We start from the raw sequence: 21,197 nt of genomic DNA, 5'->3' as shown, positions 1-21,197 counted from the left end.
TTAGAGGGGCGTCTTTTTTTGGAGGTAAAGGATGAAATTTGTATCGTGGAATGTAAATGGGATTCGCGCTTGTTTGAAAAAAGGCTTTATGGATTATTTTCATGAAATGGATGCTGATTTTTTCTGCATTCAAGAATCAAAATGTCAGGCAGGACAAGTGGAGCTTGAGTTGCCGGGCTATGAACAGTACTGGAATTATGCGCTGCGTAAAGGATACTCAGGTACGGCAATTTTTACGAAGCATAAGCCGCTTCGGGTGAAATATGGTGTCGGTGATAAGGATACCGAAGAGGAAGGGCGCATTATTACGCTTGAATATGAGAATTTTTATATGGTGACGGTCTATACACCAAATTCAAAACGTGACTTAGCACGCCTACCATATCGTCTCGAGTGGGAAGATGAACTACGTGCGTATTTAGTTGAGTTAGACGCGAAAAAGCCTGTTATTTATTGCGGGGACTTGAATGTCGCGCATGAAGCGATTGATTTGAAAAATGCGAAGTCAAATATCGGCAATTCAGGATTTACGACAGAGGAACGTGGCAAAATGACGACACTGCTTGCGAGTGGCTTTACAGATTCATTCCGTGCACTACACCCAGATATGACGGACCGCTTCACCTGGTGGTCGTATATGAGTAAGGTACGTGAGCGTAATATCGGCTGGCGTATCGACTACTTTATCGTGTCCAATCGTTTAGCACCGGCTATTACAGAGGCAACAATGCATGATCAACAACTTGGCAGTGACCATTGCCCGGTTGTCTTAGAACTTGATTATGCGTAATTACGGTTTTGTCGCAGGCGGGGCAGTCATTGGCGTATTGCTACGGTATGGGTGTATGCTCATCGTGAGCGAGGCACTCGTGTTATGGATTGTGAATATTGCGGGGAGTCTTGCGATGGGTATGTTATATGCTTATTTTGAACGTTTTCCAAATACACAGCTTAAATTGTTACTTACGACTGGCTTACTCGGCTCCTTTACGACGTTTTCAGCATTTTCTGCAGAATGGCTTCGGTACATGCTACAAAGTCCATTGCAGGCACTCGCTTATGCATTTGGCATGACCATTTGCTGTGTAGTCGCAGCTTTTAGTGGTGATTGGTTAGTGAAACGGGGTGAGCGCGCATGATGATGCTCGCTGTAGCAGTTGGTGGTGCACTAGGCGCAGTTGTACGTTATGCACTGATTCAATGGCTTGAAAAAAGGGCACAGCCTTTTTATATGGCGACATTCATCGTTAATAGTGTTGGTTCGTTTTTGATGGGTATGGCGCTGCATTTATTTCAGTCATCCGTTATGCTTGCACTTTTTGTAACGGGCTTTTTAGGTGCACTAACGACGTTTTCAACGTTTGCCTTTGATACGGTCCGTTTACTAAAAATAAATCGACATAAGGCCATTATTTATATGCTACTTACATTGATAGTTGGCTTTGGTTGCATCGTGCTAGGGTATAAAATAAGATGAAGAAAGAAAAAAGCGTTTTAAAAGGTCCATCTTTTAAAGCGCTTTTATTATAATGAAGATAACTTAATTAATTATAGAAGGTGTTTATATGCGACTAAAAGAATGGACAATCGAAGAACAAGAACCACTGATTCACTTTTTAACGAAAAATGAATGGCCTTATCACGTACAATCTCACCCTGGTCGTGAATTAATTGAACGTACAATTGAAGAGGGTGGCTATGAGTCTGATGATGTAAAAACATTTTGGATTGAAAATGACGAAGGGCAAAAAGTCGGCATGGCGCAGATTTATGATTTGCAAGATGAGATTCCGGTTTTTGATTTACGAATCGCCGAGCAATGGCGTGGTTTAGGTTACGGGAAGCAGGCTTTAATGCTTGTGACAGAATTTATTTTTAGCTTGCCTGAGAAGAAAATTCGCTTAGAGGGACATACGCGCCAAGATAATGTACCAATGCGTAAAACATTTGAGAGTGTGGGTTTTGTGAAAGAAGCGCATTTCCGTGATGCTTGGTATATGCCAAAGGAAGATGCCTATTACGATGCCGTTACGTACGGGATTACACGAGAGGATTTCTTTGGTAATAAAACAACACCTGTATCGTGGAATGACGAGCCGGTAGAATTCGATTATAAAAAATATTGGGATTTCCCATCACAATTAGAGACGGAGCGTTTAATTGTGCGTATGCCACGTGAAGAAGATACAGAAGTTGTCTATGATGCCATTTTACGTTCAGTTGGAAAACTAAAAATGTTCATGTCCTGGGCGCAAAAGAAGCCGACACATGAAAATGTAAAGGAAAGTATTCGTAAAGCCATTGCACGCTTTATGAACCGCGAGGAACTACGCTTCCATTTGTTTTTGAAAGACACAGGTGAATTTGTGGGCGTTTTAGGCTTGCAGCATATTGATTGGACGATTCCAAAATTTGAAATCGGCTATTGGATTGATGAGCGCTGGAGTGGTAGAGGCTATATGACGGAGGCTGTGCATAGTATGACGTTATTTGCATTTGAAGATTTAGGTGCCAATCGTCTTGAAATTCGTTGTGACCGCGATAATATTCGTAGTCGTGCGATTGCAGAAAAAAATCATTTTGAACTAGAGGGCATCTTGAAGCAGGATTCTCGTAATGCAAATACGCATCAATTACGTGATACATGTGTGTATGCTAAAATCAGCTTAATTTAGCAGGGGGAATTTTTGTGGAGCAAACTGTTCCATTAGTGAATGTGACAGAAGAAATTGTAAGGGGCACTGTACGCTTCTTACTAAACGGTCCGGAGTATCCAATGTATTGCAGTTGTGCAAAGTGTGAGGCGAAAATATCGGCCATTGCATTAAATCATTTACAAAGTCATTATGTGGTAACCGCTGAGGACCGCGACCGCGCATTTGAATATCTTAGACAACAAGCGCAACTTGCGGAGTTAAATAGACAAGTTATTCACGCGATACACATAATTGGTCAAAATACGCACAAAAGCGAGTAACCCCTGAAACTTCCTTACGTTTTCATGTTAAGTGTAGTAAAATGGGAAGATAACTACTGGAAAGAGAGGGAATGTAGATGCCGACACCGAGTATGGAAGATCACATCGAACAAATCTATTTACTTATTGATCAGAAAGGTTACGCACGGGTATCAGACATCGCAGAAGCGTTGTCCGTTCTTCCTTCTTCCGTTACTAAAATGGTTCAAAAACTTGATAAAGATGGTTATTTAATATACGAACGTTACCGAGGACTTTCACTAACACCTAAGGGTAAAAAGTTAGGGAAACGTCTTGTTGAAAGACATAGTTTATTGGAGCAGTTTTTGCGACTCATTGGCGTCGATGAGAACTTGATTTACAACGATGTTGAAGGCATAGAGCACCACCTTAGCTGGAACTCCATAGACCGTATCGCAGACCTAATACAAGTACTGGAAGAGAATCCTAAGTTTGTACAAAAGATTGCTGCACTGAAAGATTTAGAGCATCACATTGAATAGTACGCGTCATAAAGTGAGAGGAGTTTTAACATGACTGAATTACAATCAGGAGATGTGGTAACACTTGTTGTTAAAGAAAAGTTAGCATCTCAATATGTATTAACAAACGATGAAGTGGATGTACCACTAAATGCATCGGAAGTGCTTGAGGAATTAAACGAGCATGATAAAGTAAAAGTATTTTTATACGCAGACCGTCGCGGCGATTTGGCAGCGACTACTGCCATTCCAACAATTACAAAAGACACATTTGGTTGGGCGCGCGTTATGCGTATGTCTCGTCATGATGGTGCTGTTGTAGATATTGGTACATCACGCGAAGTCGTAGTACCAGCAGAAGATTTACCACAAATTGAAGATGTATGGCCAGAAGTTGGCGACCATCTTTACATTACATTACGTGTCGATTATAACGGCAATTTATTTGGCCGCTTAGTGACAGAGGAACGTGTTATGGAACAATTTGAGAATGGCGAAGAAGAGCTGTTTAACCAAAATATTATTGCGCGCCCATACCGCCTATTACCAATCGGGACATTTTTACTTGGCGTCGATAAACCATACCGTATTTTTGTACACGAAACAGAACGTGATGCAGAGCCACGTCTAGGACAAGATGTTAGCGTACGTATTATCGAAGTAAAAGAAGACGGCACATTAAATGCCTCTATGAAACCGCGTGTCTATGAACGTTTAACAGAGGATGCAGAACAAATCTTTAAATACCTTGAAGAGGTTGGCGGTCAAATGCCATTTAGTGATAAATCATCACCGGATGAAATTAAAGATATGTTTAACATTTCAAAAGGTTCATTTAAACGTGCATTAGGTACATTAATGAAAGCCGGTCGTATCGAGCAAGTGGATGGCTGGACAAAAATTAAACACTAATTAAACATCAATTTAAAAAGGACGAAAAAGAAGGTATGAAACTTTTTCGTCCTTTTTTGCGTATTATAATCAAAATAGTTATTTAAGGGAGAGAAAAAACGATGAAAAAACGAGCTTATGCCATTATTGCAGCATTATGCCTAACGACAGCCGCAGTCGGCGCCACAGCCGTTACGATGACAAGTTTTACTCAATTAGCTTCAGCAGAAGTGGTAAATGAAAAATTAGGCGATCCAATCGTAGTGTACGGTGGATCTTTATCTGATAGCGAAAAAGAAACAGTGAAAAAAGATTTAGGTGTATCTGGTACGGTAAAAGAAGTAACGGTAACAGGTAGCGATATTGCGAAATATATTCAAAATGGTAATTCTTCAGCCCGTCTATATTCTTCAGCGAAAATTACCCCAGAGGATGCAGGCTATGGCATTGTGGTCGAAATTAAAACACCACAAAACATTACGCAAGTAACATCGGATATGTATTCCAATGCGATGTTAACAGCAGGGATTAGTGACGCGAAGGTAGAAGTAGCAGCACCAAAAGCCGTTACAGGTCACTCGGCGCTTGCAGGCGTCTACAAAGCATATGAAGCCACAACTGGTGAAAAACTGGACACAGAGCGTACCGATGTCGCAAACCAAGAGTTAGACGTAGCGACAACATTAGCGGATAAAGCAGGGGTCGACCAAGATAAGGTTAGCCAGTTATTAACGGAAATCAAACAGCAAATTGCTGAGCAAAAGCCAGCGACAAAAGAAGATGTAGCAAAAATTGTGGATGACAAACTACAAAGCTTACAAATCAATTTAAGTGATGAGGACCGCCAGCTACTTGTTGATTTGATGAATAAAATTAGTAATCTAGACATTAACTTCGGTCAGTGGTCAGATCAATTAAATGATTTAGGAAATAAATTAACCGATTCAATTAATAACTTAAAAGATAGCGTCAATGAAAATACAGGTTTCTGGGATAAAGTCGTACAATGGTTCAAAAACTTATTTGGCATTGGTGACGATTCGAACGATAGCGAAACAAATCAATAAACTAAAAAGACTGAGCTGACGAGGCTTAGTCTTTTTTATTATTAAAAAAATGCGTTTATCATTGCAAAATAAAATATATGTGCTATTATATGACTATAAAGAATCTTGAATTCAAGATAACAAAAGGAGCGGATTAACATGACAGTAAACGTATCAGGAATTCACCACGTATCAGCAATTACAGCACAAATTGAACACAATCATCATTTCTTTACACAAATTTTAGGTTTACGTCTTGTGAAAAAAACAGTCAATCAAGATAACACATCATCTTATCATTTATTTTATGCCGATGCAGTTGGCACACCAGGAACAGATATGACCTACTTTGATATTCCAGGAATGGGCCGTACATTACCGGGTGTCTCAAGTATTAACTCAACAGCTTTCCGTGTGAAATCAGAGGAAGCATTAACTTATTGGGTAAAACGTTTTGATGAGTACAATATTACACATGGTGACATTACAGAACGCTTTGGTCGGAAAGTATTGCCATTTCAGGATTTTGAGGATGCACGTTTCTTACTTGTAGTCGATGACGGGAAAGGTATTCCTTATGGTACACCTTGGACAAAAACAGATGTACCAGAACAATTTGCATTAGTTGGATTAGGCGGTGTGACATTAACACTCGCAAACCCAGCTGCTACTGAAAACGTATTGACACAGCTATATGGCTTTGAAAAAGTAGGCACATATCCATCACCAGTAGCAGGTCAGCCAGATATTGTTGTCTATTCATCAGGTGAGGGCGGCCCTGCAGGAGAAGTGCATATTGAAGAACGTCATGATTTACCGATTGAACGTCATGGTCGCGGCAGTGTGCACCATGTAGCATTTCGTGTGAAATCTGTTGAAGAATACGAAGCCATGGTCGCACAGTATGAGGCGCTTGGCCTTCACACTTCAGGGAAAATCGACCGCTTCTACTTCAAAGCTGTATATTACCGCGATCCAAATGGCATTTTATTTGAAGTATCAACAGATGAACCGGGCTTCTCTTCTGATGAACCAGTAGAACATATGGGGGAAGAACTTGCATTGCCTCCATTTTTAGAAGAACATCGTAAATCAATTGAAGCAACGTTACATCCATTAGCACTCGAAGAATAGTTAGCAACAGCTAATTTGGAAAATATATGCTACAATGACGGTAATTTAGTAGAAGGAGTGAATGAGCATGGAATTTGAATTAACAAATCGTGGTGGCGAGGAATACGCTTTTCAACATAAAGAAGGAGAGCGTATAGACGCAGAGATTAGTTGGACACAACTTGGAGATGTGATGGTAGTTGATCATACATTCGTCGACGATTCACTTCGAGGACAGGGTATTGCCAAACAATTATTAAATCGCGCCGCAGATTATGCACGTGAAAAAAATTATAAAATCGAAGCAGTGTGTTCTTATGTCGTCGCTGCCTTTGACAAATCTACAGATTACGATGATATTAAAGCATTATAATTGTGACAAACTATCGAGACTTGCGCATGCTAGTCTCGTTTTTTTTATTTGATGAAAAGGGTATAGGAAAGGGAAGGGCGAATACAGTCTACGAACGAAGATTGGTTAAGTGTTGTGAACAGGACGTTTGCGCACGTAGCTTGATTTCCTTAGATAACCAATTCGGTGCACCGGCATATGTAGAAAGGGTGGGAACCTATGAACCGAACGATTGAAAAAGTACTGGCGATGATTGCCTCGATTTTAAATGTCTTTGGTATTGCTGGTACTGGTGTCTTTATGTTTAGTATCGATAATCTTTTTAAAACGGAAAGTTTACAGCAACAAATTATTGAAGATGTACAACAAAGTACAGGAACAGAGCTGACATTAACAGATTTACAAGATCTTTCGCAGGTGTTTGGTTCGATTGGTTGGTTCGTCATTATTGTATTAATCATCAGTTTAATTATCGGCACAGCGGGCATGATTAAGTTGCATAGTGATACGAAGCTAGCGGGTATCTTATTTATTGGTGCAGGTATTTTTGCTTGTCTCATTTCTGTACCGTCTATTTTATTTTATATCGCAGCAATTCTTTGTTTTACACGTAAAAAAGCGCAACCACAAGAATCACCAGTCGGCAAAAAAACACCGCACCAAATCTCAAATAATCAAGAACACATTAAATAACACAAAAAAGAAAATAGGACAAAACACGTCATTTTCCTTTTTTAGCGTTCGCAACGAAAAACCGGAACCGCCACTGCGCGATTCCGGTTTTTCTTATGCTTCTAGGAACGGTTGTTTTTACACATATCGTATGCCCCAGTCTCTTTTAATCTCTTAATTAAAAAATTTACCGCTAATAATACTACTAATAACTTCCTTTACCTTAGGTGGCACACTGTTTAGGTCATCATGTTTTTTATAAATAACAAGATGCTGAATCATCGCAATTAATGCGCCAATCATGCCGACTTGCATAAGGGTCATATCGAGCTTAGGGAAGTGGCCTGTTTTTATACGTTTTTGCACCTCAATATCAGCGAGGGTTTCTTTATGAAATGTGGCGAGGTAGGTTTCTGATAGCTCGGGATATTTTACGGATTCACCGAATAAAATCATATATTGCGGTAAGTTTTTTTCAACCTTTTCTAAAAATAATGCCGTCCAGCATTGTACTAATTCATTATTTGTTAATGTAGAGTAATCAGATGTGTCCTCGACAAAATGAGTTGGCTGGACAGAAGCGGTTAATAAATCTCGTTTACTTTTATAGTATTTATACATTGCAGCCTCTGAAATGGAGGCACCACGAGCAATCTCAGCTGTAGAAGTCGCATCGAAGCCCTTTTTATAAAATAGTTCGCGCGCAACGTCTAAAATACGTTGTTTTGTTAAATCGCCCTTAGTTGGCATGTTCTACACTCCGTTTCATTTGGTCAGTTGTGACATTATCGTAGCACAAAAATGTTGTGTATAAAATAAAGATTTACAGTAAGAGTATGGATTACTTTCAATAGTTCAGGGGTATTTGTTAACTATAGAACTTTACGGGAGGCTTTTACTATGGCGAATAAAAAAAATACACTTCTCATTGCAGGGCTTGCAGCAGGTGCTTATGCTTATTTACGTAAGCAAGAAAATCGTGATAAAGCAGTAGCAGCATTTAACAGCACGAAAGACAAAGTGGGTGAATTTGTTACACAGCAAAAGCAAAATATGGACAGTAAACGAGGGGCAGATCCAGAGACTGGTGACCATACAATCATTCCAGACCGCGATACATCTTACTATATCGAAGAGAAGGAAATGGTTGATGAGGGCGCTTTAACAACGGTACAATATTTTAATGAAGAAAAGCAGGGAGAAGTTGACGAACAAGACAATTTGGCTTACTTTATTGAAGATAAAGAGATGGTAGATGAAGGTGCATTAACGAAAGTAGGCTATGAAAATGCAGATGCACAGGCCTTTGATGATAGTGAAAAAGAAAAGCAAAATTCGACTTCTTATCATAATGAAGACCGCGATATGATTTCAGAAGGTGCCGGTACAACGGTACACTATTATAACGAAAAACAAGATGCTGATTCGAAAAAGAACGGATAAGAAAAGAGACTGGGACAAAACACGTCATGTTCCTTTTTTAGCGTTCGCAACGAAAAACCGGAACCGCGCCACCGCGCGATTCCGGTTTTTCTTATGCTCATAAGAGAGGTTGTTACACGTATGTCAAAGCCTCTTTTTGGTGCGAACTAAGGTAGCATTGTACCATGTTCTGCAAGATTATTATGGAATGAGAAAGCTTTTGTCAGCATATGAGGTGTTTGACCCCCAACAGTTGCTTTTGCTTCTTCAAAATAGTTACGAAGTGCTTCTTTATACATTGGGTGGGCACAGTTTTCAATAATTAATGCAGCGCGTTCACGAGGAGTTAAGCCACGTAAATCAGCGATCCCTTGTTCTGTAACTACAACATCAACATCATGTTCAGTATGGTCAACATGTGAAACCATTGGAACGATTGAAGAGATTTTACCGTCTTTTGCGACAGATTTTGTCACGAAGATTGATAAGCGACCAGCACGTGCGAAGTCACCAGAACCACCGATACCATTCATCATTTTGCTGCCGGATACATGTGTAGAGTTTACATTACCGTAAATGTCGAATTCTAGCGCTGTATTCATGCAAATAAGACCTAAACGACGGATGACTTCAGGGCTGTTTGAGATATCTTGTGGACGTAAAACAAGTTTATCTGCATATTCTTTAATACGTGGAAGAACGGCATCCATTTTTTCACGAGATAATGTGAATGAACAGCAAGAAGCCGATTTCACTTTACCAGCGTCGATTAATTCAAATACCGCATCTTGTAGTACTTCAGAATAAACTTCAAGCTCTTCAAATTCAGAATCAACCATACCAGCAAGTACAGCGTTTGCTACTGAACCGATACCTGATTGAAGTGGCGCAAGTGTATTTGTTAGGCGACCTTCTTTAATTTCTTTACGGAAGAAATCAAGTAAGTGATTCGCCATTTGTTGTGTTTCAGCATCTGGAGGCACGATGTTAGAAGGAGAATCTTCTTGTTCAGTGACAACGATTGCGACAACTTTATTCATGTCGAGTTTAATACCTTTAGCACCAACGCGATCATTTGCATGCATGATTGGGATTGGGCCACGTTCACCTTGTTTTTCAGGAACATAGATATCGTGTAAGCCTTCTAATTCAGCAGGAGCAGCGACATTTAATTCGATGATTACTTTATCAGCTGATTCTACATAAATAGGAGAGTTACCGACAGATGATGTAGGGATTAAGTAGCCATCTTCTGTAATTGCAGTCGCTTCGATGATTGCGACATCAATTTTCATCGCACCTTGACGAAGGTATTCTGATGTTACAGATAAATGTTGGTCGATAAAACCAACGTCACCTTTGTTGATGTGACCACGCATTGTGCGGTCTACTTGGAAAGGTAAACGTTTGCGAACGATACCAGCGTCTGACATAAGTGCATCGGTATCAAAACCAAGGGAAGCACCTGTGTAGACATCTACTTTAAAATCTTCTAGTCCTTTTGCGCGTTCTACAAGAGCGTGCGGTACAAATTTAGCGTCACCTGCGCGAGTAAATCCGCTTAAACCAAGTGTATCGCCATTGTTGATTAATGCTGCAGCGGCATCAGCAGACATTACTTTGTCTTGTAAGCCGGTGAAGCGTAATCTTTCTTCGACTGTGCTAGTCATAAAAATTGCCTTCTTTCTTTATTATAAAAATACTCATGAAAAGGGCGCTTTTCGTTTCCGAAAATAGCATCGCCCTCATTATAGTAAATTTTATCACCAAATTGTCACAAATTCTTTTTATGATGTATGAAAGGGATGAATTGTTAGCTATTAGAGAAAATTAAAGTTTATTGTAGCAAGCTCTATATTATTGTGATATATAAAAAAACGTGCGTTATGCAGAAGCATAACGCACGTTAGATAGATTCTTAGAAACCTAATGAACGACGGAAGTAGCTAGCGTAGCGTTGGCTAACAGGAATGCGCGTGCCGTCTTTCATGATTAATAAGAATGTTGAGTGTGAATCTGGTTGAATTTCATCGATGTAGTCAATGTTAACGATGTAAGAACGGTGACAACGAATGAATGTGTCAGGCGATAAGAAAAGTTCTAAGTCGCTTAAGTTTAAGCGGTGGTACCCTTCTTTTTTCATCGTTTTTACAAATGTTTTACGAAGTTGTGTTTCTAAGTAAATCACTTCATTGTGTTTTACTGGGTACCAGCAATCATCGATTTTAATTGTAATGTAGTTTGTTAAGAATGGAGATGGCTTTTGAGGGAAGATAGCTGTGATAGCACCCTTCGTTTCGCCTTCCTCTAACAATGGAATACTCATACCATAGTATGGTACACCAAAAACATCTGGTTCGATAAATGAGTTAATTTTTTGGCCGTAATCAAGAGCTTTATGTGTTGCTGAGCCTTCAGGGATCTCGTCACCAGGCTTAATCTTTAAGTCGATTTTTTTGCTTGGTTGATAATATAAATACTTTTCTGTATCCGAGATTACAATAGAAGTATTATCCGGGAAAAATTCTTTAATGACCTCTATTAATTCTTCAATTGATTTGGGATCCATCCATTCATACCTCGTTTCTTCCGATATCTTAAATTCATTTCATCCTGTCATAACATTTTACTATAGTTTGTTTCCAAAATTAAGTACTAAAAATAAATTCTCTACAATTAGGGTCAAAAATAATGCTTTTAAGCAGAAAATTTGCCACTTAGAATGATTGTAAACGCTTATGTTTTACGTGTGAAGCAATATGTCTTGAAAATAATAAAAATATCTTCTCAGCGTATTAAATAAAATGAAGCAAAATGCTTTCACATCGTAACAAAAAAATGATATTTTGTCGACTTATGTAGAATGGACTATAACTTTTATTATAAATAATAAAAATTGCATAATTTTTTTCAAAATTGCCTTTTCCTTTACTGCATAATATTGTATAATTTTTATAAAAATCACTCAATTACTTTGTAAATTATTTAAGTATAACGACCTAAACGGCGGATTTGTAAAAAAATTAGGTTGTAGCTATTCGTGCATGAATTGATACTAATGTCATTGATTGATTGTTTTGGGTTATTACAAAATGCATATTTATCAGAAAGATGGGGATTCTATATGTTACAACATCAATATTCTATCTCAGAAGCAATCTCAAAGCGTTATTTCCAAGAAATAGAGACAATGAACCGCTATGATGGTATTGAAAAGTTTTATGAAATTGAAGCACAGCTTATAAGAGAAATTTATCAATTAGAAACAGAAGCTGCAAAAGAATCATTACGTGCGCTAATTGATTTATTATCAGAACGTTCTGGAAAGCATTTTTTCCGAGCTGTTCGTCATTATTTTATCGTGCTGTCATCCGTTGTTACACGCAAATTAATCGACAATCAAGCACCACTGAAAAAAGCGTTTGCTTTTAATTCAGCATGTATACAAATGGTCGATGAACGCATGAATGATGCAGAATTTTTGCAATTCGCAGATGATTTAGTGGAGTTTTATATTTATGTGATTTCAGAACGTAAACAGCCTTCTTACAAGCATCAAACGGTGAATCGCGTCATTATGTTTATCGATGATGAGGTCGAAACCGATTTATCAGTAGAAGATATTGCGCTGCATTTCTCAATTAGTACAAGTCATTTATCACGTATTTTTAAAGAACATGTGGGGATTACATTAGTTGAATACTTAAATGTACGTCGTGTTGAGGAATCTCAATATTACTTACGTCATACAGCGAAGAGCATTTCAAATATCTCAGAGCAATTCCATTTCTGTAACCAAAGTTACTATACGAGAATATTTAAAAAATACGTTGGTTTGACACCAAAACACTTCCGCGATCAGCCAGATCATGAATATTTCCGATTCCAATTGCCAGAACGTTTAGTGTAATTTACAAATATTCGAAAAATCGTTCTTCTTTAATTTGATATGTAATAGAGAAATACGGTATACTTCACTATAGTTTAAAATAATGATGTAGGTGAAAAAATAGTGAAGAAGAAAATAGGCTTACTTTCAATGCTGGGCCTTGCACCGTTCATTTTAGCTGGATGTGAGTCGGTTAAAAATGGTGAAGGCTTTTTCTATAGCACATTTGTAAAACCTATGGAATTCCTGCTAGATTTCTTTGGTAATACATTATTCGATGGCGGCTATGGTGGCGCAATTATTATCATCACAGTATTAATTCGTTTAATCTTAATGCCGTTCATGCTGAAAACGTATAAAAACCAACAAGGCATGAAAATGAAAATGGATAAGCTTCGTCCAGAAATGGAAGAAATCCAAAAGAAATTAAAAGCAGCGTCTTCTAAGGAAGAACAAATGGCGCTACAACAAGAGATGATGGGACTTTATAAAAAATATGATGTCAATCCGCTAAATATGGGTTGTCTTCCTATGATTATTCAAATGCCAATCATCATGGGCTTGTACTATGCAATTCTGTATTCAGAAGAAGTACATGCACATAAATTCTTATGGTTCGAGCTTGGTGAGCCAGATATTATCATGACATTAATTGCCGGTGCGATTTACTACTGGCAATCAAGAGTTTCGATGGCAAATATGCCAACGCAACAACAAGCACAAATGAAAATCATGATGTATATCTCACCAATCATGATCATGGTGATTTCATTCTCAAGTATGGGTGCATTACCACTTTATTGGTCAGTGTCTGGTTTATTATTAGTCGGTCAAACATATCTTGGTCGTATTTTATATCCACCACTAGATGAACATGGTAATCCAATCAAAAAAGAGAAAAAATCAAAAGGTGCCGCAGAAGCAGTTGTTGCTGAACAGCCACAAGAAAAGCGTAAATTAACGCCTGCAGAACGCGCAGCGAAAGCACAAAACAAAAAGAAAAAATAATGTATAATTAAGTCAGAGTGTCTAGATGCTCTGACTTATTTTTTTGAGGAGGTGGAGGGAGCTCGTGAATATTCAACGTATTACAGGTATTGTGACGGCGATAGCGAGTGTATTAGCTGTCTGGTTTTTATTTAAACAGCAATATGCCATTGCAGTTGTTTTAATATCGTTCACGTTCACATTAACCAATGCATTACGTGCAAAAGATATGAAAGCAAAAGGATATGTGAAAGAGTCAAAAGTGATGCGCACAATATCTATTTTCTTTGGTATTTTAACCGTCGCAGCAATCGTGTCTCTATTCATTTAATATAGTTTAAAGTCAGGGGAGAGCAATATGAAAAAATCATTTATTCGATTCCCAATGCTTACATTAGCCGCAAGTGCACTACTTCTTGCAGCTTGTGGAAATGATGCGGAAGAGAAAAAAACGACAGAATCAGAACAAACAACAACTGAAAAAACGACTGAGGATAACACAGCGACGGAAAAGCCAGTAGAAGAAAAGCCTGCAAAAGAGGAAGTTGAACGTGATGCAGGTGGCTATATTATTGACCAAGAGCCCGCAACAGAGGTGAAAAAGGTGGATGGTGTGGTTATTGCGAATAAACGATTCCCAATGCCAGGTGACTATGCACCAGGTGAAAGTGCGGATGCACGTGCGGCGTTTAATGAATTAAACAAAGCGGCACAACAAGCAGGCTATACATTTAATGCATTTAGCACGTATCGTTCATACGACCGCCAAACAGAGCTTTACAATAACTATGTCGCAAAAGATGGCCAAGAAGCTGCAGACCGCTACAGTGCACGTCCAGGCTTCTCAGAGCATCAAACGGGATTAGCATTTGATATTGGTGAAACAAGTAACCCAAATGACTATGCATCGAATCGTTTTGGTAAAACAGAAGCTGGGAAATGGCTTGCTGAACATGCACATGATTATGGTTTTATTATGCGCTACCCTGATGGAAAAGAAGAAATAACAGGTTATATGTATGAATCATGGCATTTCCGCTATGTTGGAAAAGACATTGCCACTGAAATTTATAATAATGATTCAACACTTGAAGAATACTTAGGCGTTGAAGGGTAAATGGAAAAAGCTGTCGCATGAGGACAGCTTTTTTTCATAGTGGGGTATAGAGAAATGGGAGGCGAAACAATGAAGAATTGGGTAAAAGCAGTAGGCTGTACAGCGCTTATAATCGGACTACTAGGGACTACGATGACGAATACAGTTGTGGCGAAAAGTGATTATATTGCTGGACAAAAGCTACCGAAAAAGCCAACAATAATCGATGGCATTATTTTAGTGAATAAGGAAACACCACTGCCATCAAGCTATGCGCCGGGTGAAAGTGACAAAGCACGTGCCGCCTATACACGCTGGAATAAGGCGGCGAAAAAGGCGGGATATCGCTTCGAGGCGTTTAGCACATATCGCTCATATGCACGTCAAAAAACGTTGTATAACAACTATGTCGCGAAAGATGGACGTAAGGCAGCAGATCGCTATAGCGCACGTCCAGGCTTTTCAGAGCATCAAACGGGTTTAGCCTTTGATATTGGCGAAACGAAGCGCCCATCTGAATATGCGTCGACACGCTTTGGTGAACGCGCAGCAGGCAAGTGGGCCGCGAAGACCGCGCACCGTTATGGCTTTATTATGCGTTATCCAAAGGGGAAAGAAAAAGTAACCGGTTATATGTATGAGCCATGGCATTTCCGCTATGTTGGTAAAACTGCAGCGACTAAAATATATAAAGAAAAACTGACATTAGAAGCGTATTTAAAAGCAAAATAATAAATAAAAGAAGGCATTGCGTCAACGCGCAATGCCTTCTTTTTATAAAATCGGTGAAAGGAGTCGTGAAATCGATTCTTTCATTTTAATGACACGCGAACGTTCCTCATAAATTTTAGGCGTTAGTTCATGCGAATACAGCATATCACGCTCAAACAATTCAGCGAGTTGATGCGAGACATTACGATCATAAATAAATGCATTGACCTCAAAATTTAATTTGAAGCTACGTGAATCGATATTTGCTGTACCGACAGTAGAAGCCTCATCATCGATAACAATCATTTTCGCATGCAAGAAGCCGTTATCATAAATATAGATTCGAGCGCCTGCTTGGATAAGTTCGCCTACATAGGAATAGGTCGCCCAGTACACAAACATATGGTCAGGCTTGTTTGGAATCATAATACGCACATCGATGCCTGAAAGACAGGCGATACGTACGGCATCCATAAAGCTATCATCTGGAATGAAATACGGCGTTTGGATATAGATATACTTTTTCGCCATATTAATGAGCTTTAAATAGCCGTTTTTAATTTGCTCCCAGTCGGAATCAGGTCCACTTGAGACAATCTGTAATCCGACCTCACCCTTACGTGAAATAATCGGGAAGAAATGGTCCTCATATTGCAGGTCGTTTCGGTCAGATGCTTGATTCCAATCGAGTAAAAAGCGTGTTTGTAGCGGATGCACCGAGCTTCCCTCAAGTCGTAAATGCGTATCACGCCAGTAGCCAAATTTTTTATCTAACCCTAAATATTCGTCTCCAATATTAAAGCCACCAATATAGCCAATGCGCCCATCAATAATGACAAGCTTTCGGTGATTACGATAATTCATTCGTGGATTGATAAGTGGCAAAATGGACGGGAAAAATACTTCAACCTCACCACCAGCATTTAATAATTGCTTGAAGTGGCGCTTATGTACGCCGCGCGAACCCATTTCATCATAAAGTAAACGCACCTTCACACCGCGCTTCGCCTGTTTAACAAGTGCATCTAAAATGCGATTGCCGAGATGATCCAAACGGAAAATGTAATACTGGATATGAATATTCGTTTTTGCGGCTAAAATATCTTGAATCAGCGTTTCGAATTTTTCATGCCCATCATCGAAAATATCGACTTTATTATCTTGCGTAAGCACGGCGTGATTATTAATTAAATGCATATAAATTAAATCACGAAATGGTTCAGAATCATTTAGACGATACTCAAAAGTATTGTTTTTAATGGCCTCGATTTGATAATCAACGAGTGAGTCGATACCAATCTTTTTACGACCTTCCCAGCGGAATAAGTGCTTCTGACGTAATCGTCTCCCAAATAAAAGATAAATAATAAAGCCGCCAACGGGGAAGAAGAATAATACGAGTATCCACGCCCAAGTAGATGTAGGCTCACGTCGTTCTAGGAAAATAATCGTTGCGGCAAAAATAAAGTTAATAAATAAAGTTACACCTATAATTGAGAACGGAATATAAGTGAAATCAAGTAATTGACTGAGCAACGGGAACCCCTCCTTTATAAAAAATAACCACTTTCTAGTATATCGTATTCATGAAATAGCACACAGTGAAAAAAATAATCGCGTCCGATAAAACCTACTTGACTTATAGGATTTATGATATTAATATAAGCATTGTCATTATTAAGTGTTACGAAAATAATTAAGTCATATGGAGGAATAAACACATGGATACAGTATGGATTATTGTGAACATGGTCGTGATGTTTGTTTTATTAATGCTTTTATTTAAAATGAACAAAAAGCACGTATCATTTTCTAAACGTGTATTCGCCGGTTTAGGTTTAGGGATTCTATTTGGATTAGCTCTACACTTTATTTACGGCGTTGATTCAACAATTACAGCCACTACTACGGACTGGTTCGGTATTATCGGCTCAGGTTACGTTAAATTATTACAAATGGTTGCGATGCCACTTGTCTTCATCTCAATCGTTGCTGCTTTTACAAAAGTAGTAGCAGGGAAAAGCTTTGGTAAATATGCCGCAATTATTTTAGCCGTACTTGTAGGGACAACAGCAGTTGCCGCTTCAGTAGGGATTGCTTCGGCATTATCATTTAACTTAGATGGCTCATCATTAGTTAGTGGGGATGCAGAGCAAGCACGTGGTCAAGAAATCACAGCGAAATCAGAAGAAATGGGCGATAAATCATTACCTCAACAAATCTTAGAATTTATTCCAGCGAATCCATTCTTAGATTTAACAGGCGCTCGTCCATCATCAACTATTGCGGTCGTTATTTTCGCCGTATTTGTCGGCTTTGCTTACTTAGGTCTTGTACGTAAAGACGAAGAGCATGCCACATATATTAAAAAAGCAGTCGATACGATTTACGCATTAGTAATGCGTATCGTTACATTAGTTTTACGTTTAACACCATTCGGTATTTTAGCAATTATGACAAATACCGTCGCAACATCTGACTTTAACGCCATTTACAATATGGGTAAATTCGTCATTGCATCGTATGTCGCATTAATCACGATGTTCATTATTCACCTTATTATCATTTCCCTAACAGGTATGAGCCCAATCACATATGTGAAAAAAGTAGCACCAACGTTACTATTCGCGTTCACATCTCGTTCAAGTGCGGGTACATTACCAATGAACATTGAAACACAACGTAAGCGTTTAGGTGTTCCAGAAGGGATTGCAAACTTTGCCGGTTCATTCGGTGTATCAATTGGTCAAAATGGTTGTGCCGGTGTGTACCCAGCAATGCTTGCGATTATGATTGCACCAAGTGTGGGCATCAACCCATTTGAATGGCAATTTATTTTAATGCTAATCGCCGTTGTCGCAATTAGCTCATTCGGCGTAGCAGGTGTTGGTGGGGGTGCGACATTCGCAGCCATCATTGTTTTATCTGCGATGGACTTACCAGTTGCATTAGCCGGTATTTTAATCTCTGTTGAACCATTAATCGATATGGGACGTACAGCGCTTAACGTTAGTGACTCAATGGTTGCGGGTGTAACGACTGCGCGTGCAACAGGGGAATTGGACCGAGACACATACAACTCAAAAGATCCTCAAGATTTAGCTGAAATTTAAATATGAAAAAGAGGCTTGGACATTGCGTCTAAGCCTCTTTTTTTGTATTAAAAAACGCCCATCGATTGGACGTCATCAAATCAATATGTATGCAGAAAAAAACTCCGACATGGTCGAAGCAAATTCAAGTAATCTAGTTTTGAGTTTGCGGAGTTGATTTCGGTGGGGCAAGTGTTTTAAGCAATTCTAAGCGGGATTTTGTTTTTGATGCTTTAACGCCTAACTTAGACAAATTTGAAATAATTTTTGTAATGTCAACTTCTTTTGTCATCATGAGCCACCTCAATTTCGTTTGTTTTATAATAAGACGCTGAGTTCAAATAAGAAGTTTCAGCATTTCATTTGACAAAGTTGTTAATATATTTATAATAACATGATTTTCTCAATGAGAGTTTTTCAAAATTGTTACATTCGTAAATTTTTTTAAATAGAATGAAGAATTGTAAATTTTGTGTAAACCCTTATTTATCAACGCCTATTATTAATTTACTGTATTATTTATTCCCGAAAAAAAAGCTAAAACACCTATTTTTTTAAAAAAATAAATGAGAATATAATGTAATTGCCATTTCGTATTCACTAGCAGTACACTAATTTGTAAGCATTTTCATTTTTGAGGGGGCTAATGGAAGGAGGAGAAACGATGAAAAAGGCAGTTATGTTATTAGTATCTGTACAATTTTTCGTATATTTTGGCTTTGGCTTAATTATTCCAATTTTGCCGGAAGTTATTGTAAATCAAGGGTTTCATGATATGCATGTCGGTGGCCTACTAACGATTTATGCGCTAGCAAGTTTTTTCACAGCACCACTGTGGGGCCGGTTATCCGACCGTATTGGGCGTAAAAAATTAATTTTAGTGGGGCTTGTCGGCTTTAGTGTGAGCTTTTTAATGATTGCATTATTTATCGATTCATTACCGATGCTTTACGCATCACGCGTCATCGGCGGTTTATTCTCAGGCGCTCTTTACACAGCGGTTACAGGCTTTATTGGTGATATTTCAACTGATGATAACCGCAATATGTATATGGGTTTTATGGGAATGTCGATTGGGCTAGGGTTTATTTTTGGACCAGCAATTGGCGGGTTGCTTGGTCAAATCAGTCTAACACTACCATTTTTCGTGTCAGCCATCTTAATTTTCTTGCTATTATTCTATGCATCGGCAGTATTAAAAGAGCCAGAAACACGAAAACTAGGTTCTGCGAAGGAAATTATTCCACAAGGTACATCAAAGCTCTTTAGCTATCGTGTGCGCTATTTATTTATTTTCTCATTCATTGTGACATTTTTACTTTCAGGTGTGGAATCGACGTTACAGCTATTCCAAATCGATCAAATTAATATTACGTCTGCTCAACTAGGCTCGTTATTTTTATTTAGCGGCTTCGTTGACTTTTTTATTCAAGGAATGGTCGTGCGCAAAGTGAAGGATGGTCAAGAAGTAAAATGGCTAGCAGGTGCACAAGTGCTGACAGCTATTGGTCTGTTAATGCTACCATTTACGACGAATTTAATTTATGCGGGTGTGGCACTATGCGTTTTCACAGCAGGGAATGCACTTGCGCGTACATTAAATACGTCACTCGCATCAAAGGAATCTGGCGGTATGTACGGAACGGCAGCGGGCTTAAGTTATTCAATGGATAATCTAGGCCGAATTATCGGCCCGTTATTTTTCACATGGCTATTAACATGGCAGGGCGGCAACACGTATTATGTGTCGGCTGTGCTTGCAATCATTAGTATAACCATACTTGTGTTATTTACACGCAGTTCAAAATCATTACGTCAGAAAAAAGCGTAGCACAAAAAGAAGAGTCGCCAATTTTTGGTGGCTCTTTTTAAATTGCGTATTTTCCCAAGTGGCGTGTTTTGGATACAACATATTTTTGAATATGTGTCATACCCGGGTGAATGTCACTAGGTTTTTATTAAACATATGCTGAGGCTCTTTATTTTCACAAATAACTACAAAAGCTCGCCGGATAGTTACGATGATTTAGTAAAGTGGATGACAGAAACGGGGCGTTTTGTTACCCGTTTTTCACGATTTTGGGTTCGTTTTGACGCTCCGAGGGGTGTTTTTTGTCGCTGTTATGTAAGCACCCACATGCGGTGTGTCGCATTTTATAAAAAATAAACTAAATGATAGCTGTATGCATTTTGCGTCAACTTTTGTGTAAAAACAGCCCAAAATTCCATGAAATAGGCTCTTTTTGAGACTCTACGGGGCTAAATCAGCAAAATGCATAGACCAAAAATCGTAAATATCTGCGCATTTTTTAGTAAATAAAAATTTACGTTGACAGCATTTACAGCATAGTTAATAAAACTTCTTTTTTTCATGCGCCAATAGCCGTCTATTGTCGCTTATTATGAAATATGTCGTAGCCAAAACACGCTTCTTGAGTGAATGAGCGATTTCAATGAAATGTATACA

The 21,197-nt window shown here is 38.7% G+C and carries 24 protein-coding genes; 19 read left to right on the top strand and 5 right to left on the bottom strand.

Going from position 1 to position 21,197, the window contains the following annotated elements; all coding sequences use genetic code 11:
- Positions 1–31 precede the first annotated feature (31 nt).
- The 11 genes from QI30_RS15110 (at position 32) to QI30_RS15060 (ending at position 7,554) form a co-directional block, all read left to right on the top strand.
- A complete protein-coding gene (locus QI30_RS15110) occupies positions 32–790 on the top strand; it encodes an exodeoxyribonuclease III (protein ID WP_126991421.1) in 759 nt (252 codons plus the stop codon).
- Positions 783–1,139, top strand: a complete 357-nt coding sequence (locus tag QI30_RS15105; RefSeq protein WP_233600617.1) for a fluoride efflux transporter FluC — start codon at positions 783–785, stop codon at positions 1,137–1,139. Before QI30_RS15110 ends, QI30_RS15105 begins: the two co-directional genes overlap by 8 nt.
- Complete coding sequence (locus QI30_RS15100; protein WP_126991419.1) at positions 1,136–1,477, top strand: fluoride efflux transporter FluC; 342 nt, start codon at positions 1,136–1,138, stop codon at positions 1,475–1,477. The genes QI30_RS15105 and QI30_RS15100 overlap by 4 nt, the downstream gene beginning before the upstream one ends.
- 88 nt (positions 1,478–1,565) lie before the next feature.
- Positions 1,566–2,675, top strand: coding sequence for a GNAT family N-acetyltransferase (locus QI30_RS15095; RefSeq protein ID WP_126991418.1), 1,110 nt, complete (start codon positions 1,566–1,568; stop codon positions 2,673–2,675).
- A 14-nt stretch (positions 2,676–2,689) separates the two neighbouring features.
- Positions 2,690–2,977, top strand: a complete 288-nt coding sequence (locus tag QI30_RS15090) for a late competence development ComFB family protein (RefSeq protein WP_126991417.1) — start codon at positions 2,690–2,692, stop codon at positions 2,975–2,977.
- A 77-nt stretch (positions 2,978–3,054) separates the two neighbouring features.
- Positions 3,055–3,480, top strand: a complete 426-nt coding sequence (gene mntR / locus QI30_RS15085; protein ID WP_126991416.1) for a transcriptional regulator MntR — start codon at positions 3,055–3,057, stop codon at positions 3,478–3,480.
- A 30-nt stretch (positions 3,481–3,510) separates the two neighbouring features.
- A complete protein-coding gene (locus tag QI30_RS15080; RefSeq protein ID WP_126991415.1) occupies positions 3,511–4,371 on the top strand; it encodes a CvfB family protein in 861 nt (286 codons plus the stop codon).
- A 101-nt stretch (positions 4,372–4,472) separates the two neighbouring features.
- Entirely contained in the window at positions 4,473–5,417 is a 945-nt protein-coding gene (locus QI30_RS15075) for a DUF1002 domain-containing protein (protein ID WP_126991414.1), read from the top strand.
- A gap of 138 nt (positions 5,418–5,555) precedes the next feature.
- Positions 5,556–6,530, top strand: coding sequence for a ring-cleaving dioxygenase (locus QI30_RS15070; RefSeq protein WP_126991413.1), 975 nt, complete (start codon positions 5,556–5,558; stop codon positions 6,528–6,530).
- A gap of 67 nt (positions 6,531–6,597) precedes the next feature.
- Positions 6,598–6,882: a GNAT family N-acetyltransferase gene (locus tag QI30_RS15065; RefSeq protein ID WP_126991412.1), complete on the top strand. Its 285-nt coding sequence runs from the start codon at positions 6,598–6,600 to the stop codon at positions 6,880–6,882.
- Positions 6,883–7,080: 198 nt separating this feature from the next.
- Positions 7,081–7,554, top strand: a complete 474-nt coding sequence (locus QI30_RS15060; protein WP_126991411.1) for a DUF4064 domain-containing protein — start codon at positions 7,081–7,083, stop codon at positions 7,552–7,554.
- Between the two features lie 153 nt (positions 7,555–7,707).
- On the opposite strand, the gene QI30_RS15055 is transcribed toward QI30_RS15060, so the two are convergent.
- On the bottom strand, positions 7,708–8,283 hold the full coding sequence (locus tag QI30_RS15055; protein WP_126991410.1) for a TetR/AcrR family transcriptional regulator: 576 nt from the start codon (positions 8,281–8,283) through the stop codon (positions 7,708–7,710).
- A gap of 150 nt (positions 8,284–8,433) precedes the next feature.
- Between QI30_RS15055 and QI30_RS20840 the strand changes: the two genes are divergently transcribed.
- Positions 8,434–8,976, top strand: a complete 543-nt coding sequence (locus QI30_RS20840; RefSeq protein WP_186439685.1) for a hypothetical protein — start codon at positions 8,434–8,436, stop codon at positions 8,974–8,976.
- A gap of 146 nt (positions 8,977–9,122) precedes the next feature.
- Here the strand turns inward: QI30_RS20840 and QI30_RS15045 are convergent, their stop codons facing one another.
- Both QI30_RS15045 and QI30_RS15040 read right to left on the bottom strand, forming a co-directional pair.
- Positions 9,123–10,625, bottom strand: a complete 1,503-nt coding sequence (locus QI30_RS15045; protein ID WP_126991409.1) for a succinate CoA transferase — start codon at positions 10,623–10,625, stop codon at positions 9,123–9,125.
- Between the two features lie 248 nt (positions 10,626–10,873).
- Positions 10,874–11,524 carry a LytTR family DNA-binding domain-containing protein gene (locus QI30_RS15040; protein WP_010307316.1) on the bottom strand — a complete coding sequence of 217 codons (651 nt, stop codon included), beginning with the start codon at positions 11,522–11,524 and terminating at the stop codon, positions 10,874–10,876.
- 555 nt (positions 11,525–12,079) lie between these two features.
- Here QI30_RS15040 and QI30_RS15035 point away from each other — a divergent pair.
- From QI30_RS15035 to QI30_RS15015, 5 genes are all read left to right on the top strand, one after another.
- Positions 12,080–12,865, top strand: coding sequence for an AraC family transcriptional regulator (locus QI30_RS15035; RefSeq protein WP_126991408.1), 786 nt, complete (start codon positions 12,080–12,082; stop codon positions 12,863–12,865).
- Positions 12,866–12,967: 102 nt separating this feature from the next.
- On the top strand, positions 12,968–13,852 hold the full coding sequence (gene yidC / locus QI30_RS15030; protein ID WP_126991407.1) for a membrane protein insertase YidC: 885 nt from the start codon (positions 12,968–12,970) through the stop codon (positions 13,850–13,852).
- A gap of 64 nt (positions 13,853–13,916) precedes the next feature.
- A complete protein-coding gene (locus QI30_RS15025; protein ID WP_126991406.1) occupies positions 13,917–14,162 on the top strand; it encodes a hypothetical protein in 246 nt (81 codons plus the stop codon).
- Positions 14,163–14,189: 27 nt separating this feature from the next.
- Positions 14,190–14,948, top strand: coding sequence for a M15 family metallopeptidase (locus tag QI30_RS15020; protein WP_126991405.1), 759 nt, complete (start codon positions 14,190–14,192; stop codon positions 14,946–14,948).
- A gap of 69 nt (positions 14,949–15,017) precedes the next feature.
- Positions 15,018–15,659, top strand: coding sequence for a M15 family metallopeptidase (locus QI30_RS15015; protein WP_233600612.1), 642 nt, complete (start codon positions 15,018–15,020; stop codon positions 15,657–15,659).
- A gap of 42 nt (positions 15,660–15,701) precedes the next feature.
- On the opposite strand, the gene cls is transcribed toward QI30_RS15015, so the two are convergent.
- Entirely contained in the window at positions 15,702–17,174 is a 1,473-nt protein-coding gene (gene cls / locus QI30_RS15010; protein WP_126991403.1) for a cardiolipin synthase, read from the bottom strand.
- Positions 17,175–17,359: 185 nt separating this feature from the next.
- Here cls and QI30_RS15005 point away from each other — a divergent pair, with 185 nt between their 5' ends.
- Positions 17,360–18,751, top strand: a complete 1,392-nt coding sequence (locus tag QI30_RS15005; protein ID WP_126991402.1) for an L-cystine transporter — start codon at positions 17,360–17,362, stop codon at positions 18,749–18,751.
- Between the two features lie 133 nt (positions 18,752–18,884).
- Here QI30_RS15005 and QI30_RS20835 read toward each other — a convergent pair whose 3' ends face one another.
- The gene (locus tag QI30_RS20835) at positions 18,885–19,022 is read right to left on the bottom strand and encodes an Lmo0850 family protein (protein ID WP_199754697.1); all 138 of its coding nucleotides are present in this window, start codon (positions 19,020–19,022) and stop codon (positions 18,885–18,887) included.
- Between the two features lie 372 nt (positions 19,023–19,394).
- Here QI30_RS20835 and QI30_RS15000 point away from each other — a divergent pair, with 372 nt between their 5' ends.
- Positions 19,395–20,561 (top strand): MFS transporter, encoded by a 1,167-nt coding sequence (locus QI30_RS15000; RefSeq protein WP_126991401.1) that lies wholly within the window; start codon positions 19,395–19,397, stop codon positions 20,559–20,561.
- Positions 20,562–21,197 lie beyond the last annotated feature (636 nt).

The organism is Candidatus Kurthia intestinigallinarum (assembly GCF_003991225.1).
In the GTDB taxonomy this organism is placed as follows: Bacteria; Bacillota; Bacilli; order Bacillales_A; family Planococcaceae; genus Kurthia; species Kurthia populi.
Note: the sequence above shows the minus strand (reverse complement) of the source record. Positions and strands in the feature narration are given on the sequence as shown.

Bases quoted from the DNA above. Each gene is read 5' to 3' on its own strand.
- QI30_RS15035 (WP_126991408.1), top strand. From the start codon at position 12,080: ATGTTACAACATCAATATTCTATCTCAGAAGCAATCTCAAAGCGTTAT.
- QI30_RS15015 (WP_233600612.1), top strand. From the start codon at position 15,018: ATGAAGAATTGGGTAAAAGCAGTAGGCTGTACAGCGCTTATAATCGGA.
- QI30_RS15000 (WP_126991401.1), top strand. From the start codon at position 19,395: ATGAAAAAGGCAGTTATGTTATTAGTATCTGTACAATTTTTCGTATAT.
- QI30_RS15105 (WP_233600617.1), top strand. From the start codon at position 783: ATGCGTAATTACGGTTTTGTCGCAGGCGGGGCAGTCATTGGCGTATTG.
- mntR (WP_126991416.1), top strand. From the start codon at position 3,055: ATGCCGACACCGAGTATGGAAGATCACATCGAACAAATCTATTTACTT.
- QI30_RS15005 (WP_126991402.1), top strand. From the start codon at position 17,360: ATGGATACAGTATGGATTATTGTGAACATGGTCGTGATGTTTGTTTTA.
- QI30_RS15065 (WP_126991412.1), top strand. From the start codon at position 6,598: ATGGAATTTGAATTAACAAATCGTGGTGGCGAGGAATACGCTTTTCAA.
- QI30_RS15060 (WP_126991411.1), top strand. From the start codon at position 7,081: ATGAACCGAACGATTGAAAAAGTACTGGCGATGATTGCCTCGATTTTA.
- QI30_RS20835 (WP_199754697.1), bottom strand. From the start codon at position 19,022: ATGACAAAAGAAGTTGACATTACAAAAATTATTTCAAATTTGTCTAAG.
- QI30_RS15075 (WP_126991414.1), top strand. From the start codon at position 4,473: ATGAAAAAACGAGCTTATGCCATTATTGCAGCATTATGCCTAACGACA.
- QI30_RS15095 (WP_126991418.1), top strand. From the start codon at position 1,566: ATGCGACTAAAAGAATGGACAATCGAAGAACAAGAACCACTGATTCAC.
- QI30_RS15100 (WP_126991419.1), top strand. From the start codon at position 1,136: ATGATGATGCTCGCTGTAGCAGTTGGTGGTGCACTAGGCGCAGTTGTA.
- QI30_RS15045 (WP_126991409.1), bottom strand. From the start codon at position 10,625: ATGACTAGCACAGTCGAAGAAAGATTACGCTTCACCGGCTTACAAGAC.
- QI30_RS15080 (WP_126991415.1), top strand. From the start codon at position 3,511: ATGACTGAATTACAATCAGGAGATGTGGTAACACTTGTTGTTAAAGAA.
- QI30_RS15020 (WP_126991405.1), top strand. From the start codon at position 14,190: ATGAAAAAATCATTTATTCGATTCCCAATGCTTACATTAGCCGCAAGT.
- QI30_RS15070 (WP_126991413.1), top strand. From the start codon at position 5,556: ATGACAGTAAACGTATCAGGAATTCACCACGTATCAGCAATTACAGCA.
- QI30_RS15040 (WP_010307316.1), bottom strand. From the start codon at position 11,524: ATGGATCCCAAATCAATTGAAGAATTAATAGAGGTCATTAAAGAATTT.
- QI30_RS15110 (WP_126991421.1), top strand. From the start codon at position 32: ATGAAATTTGTATCGTGGAATGTAAATGGGATTCGCGCTTGTTTGAAA.
- QI30_RS20840 (WP_186439685.1), top strand. From the start codon at position 8,434: ATGGCGAATAAAAAAAATACACTTCTCATTGCAGGGCTTGCAGCAGGT.
- QI30_RS15055 (WP_126991410.1), bottom strand. From the start codon at position 8,283: ATGCCAACTAAGGGCGATTTAACAAAACAACGTATTTTAGACGTTGCG.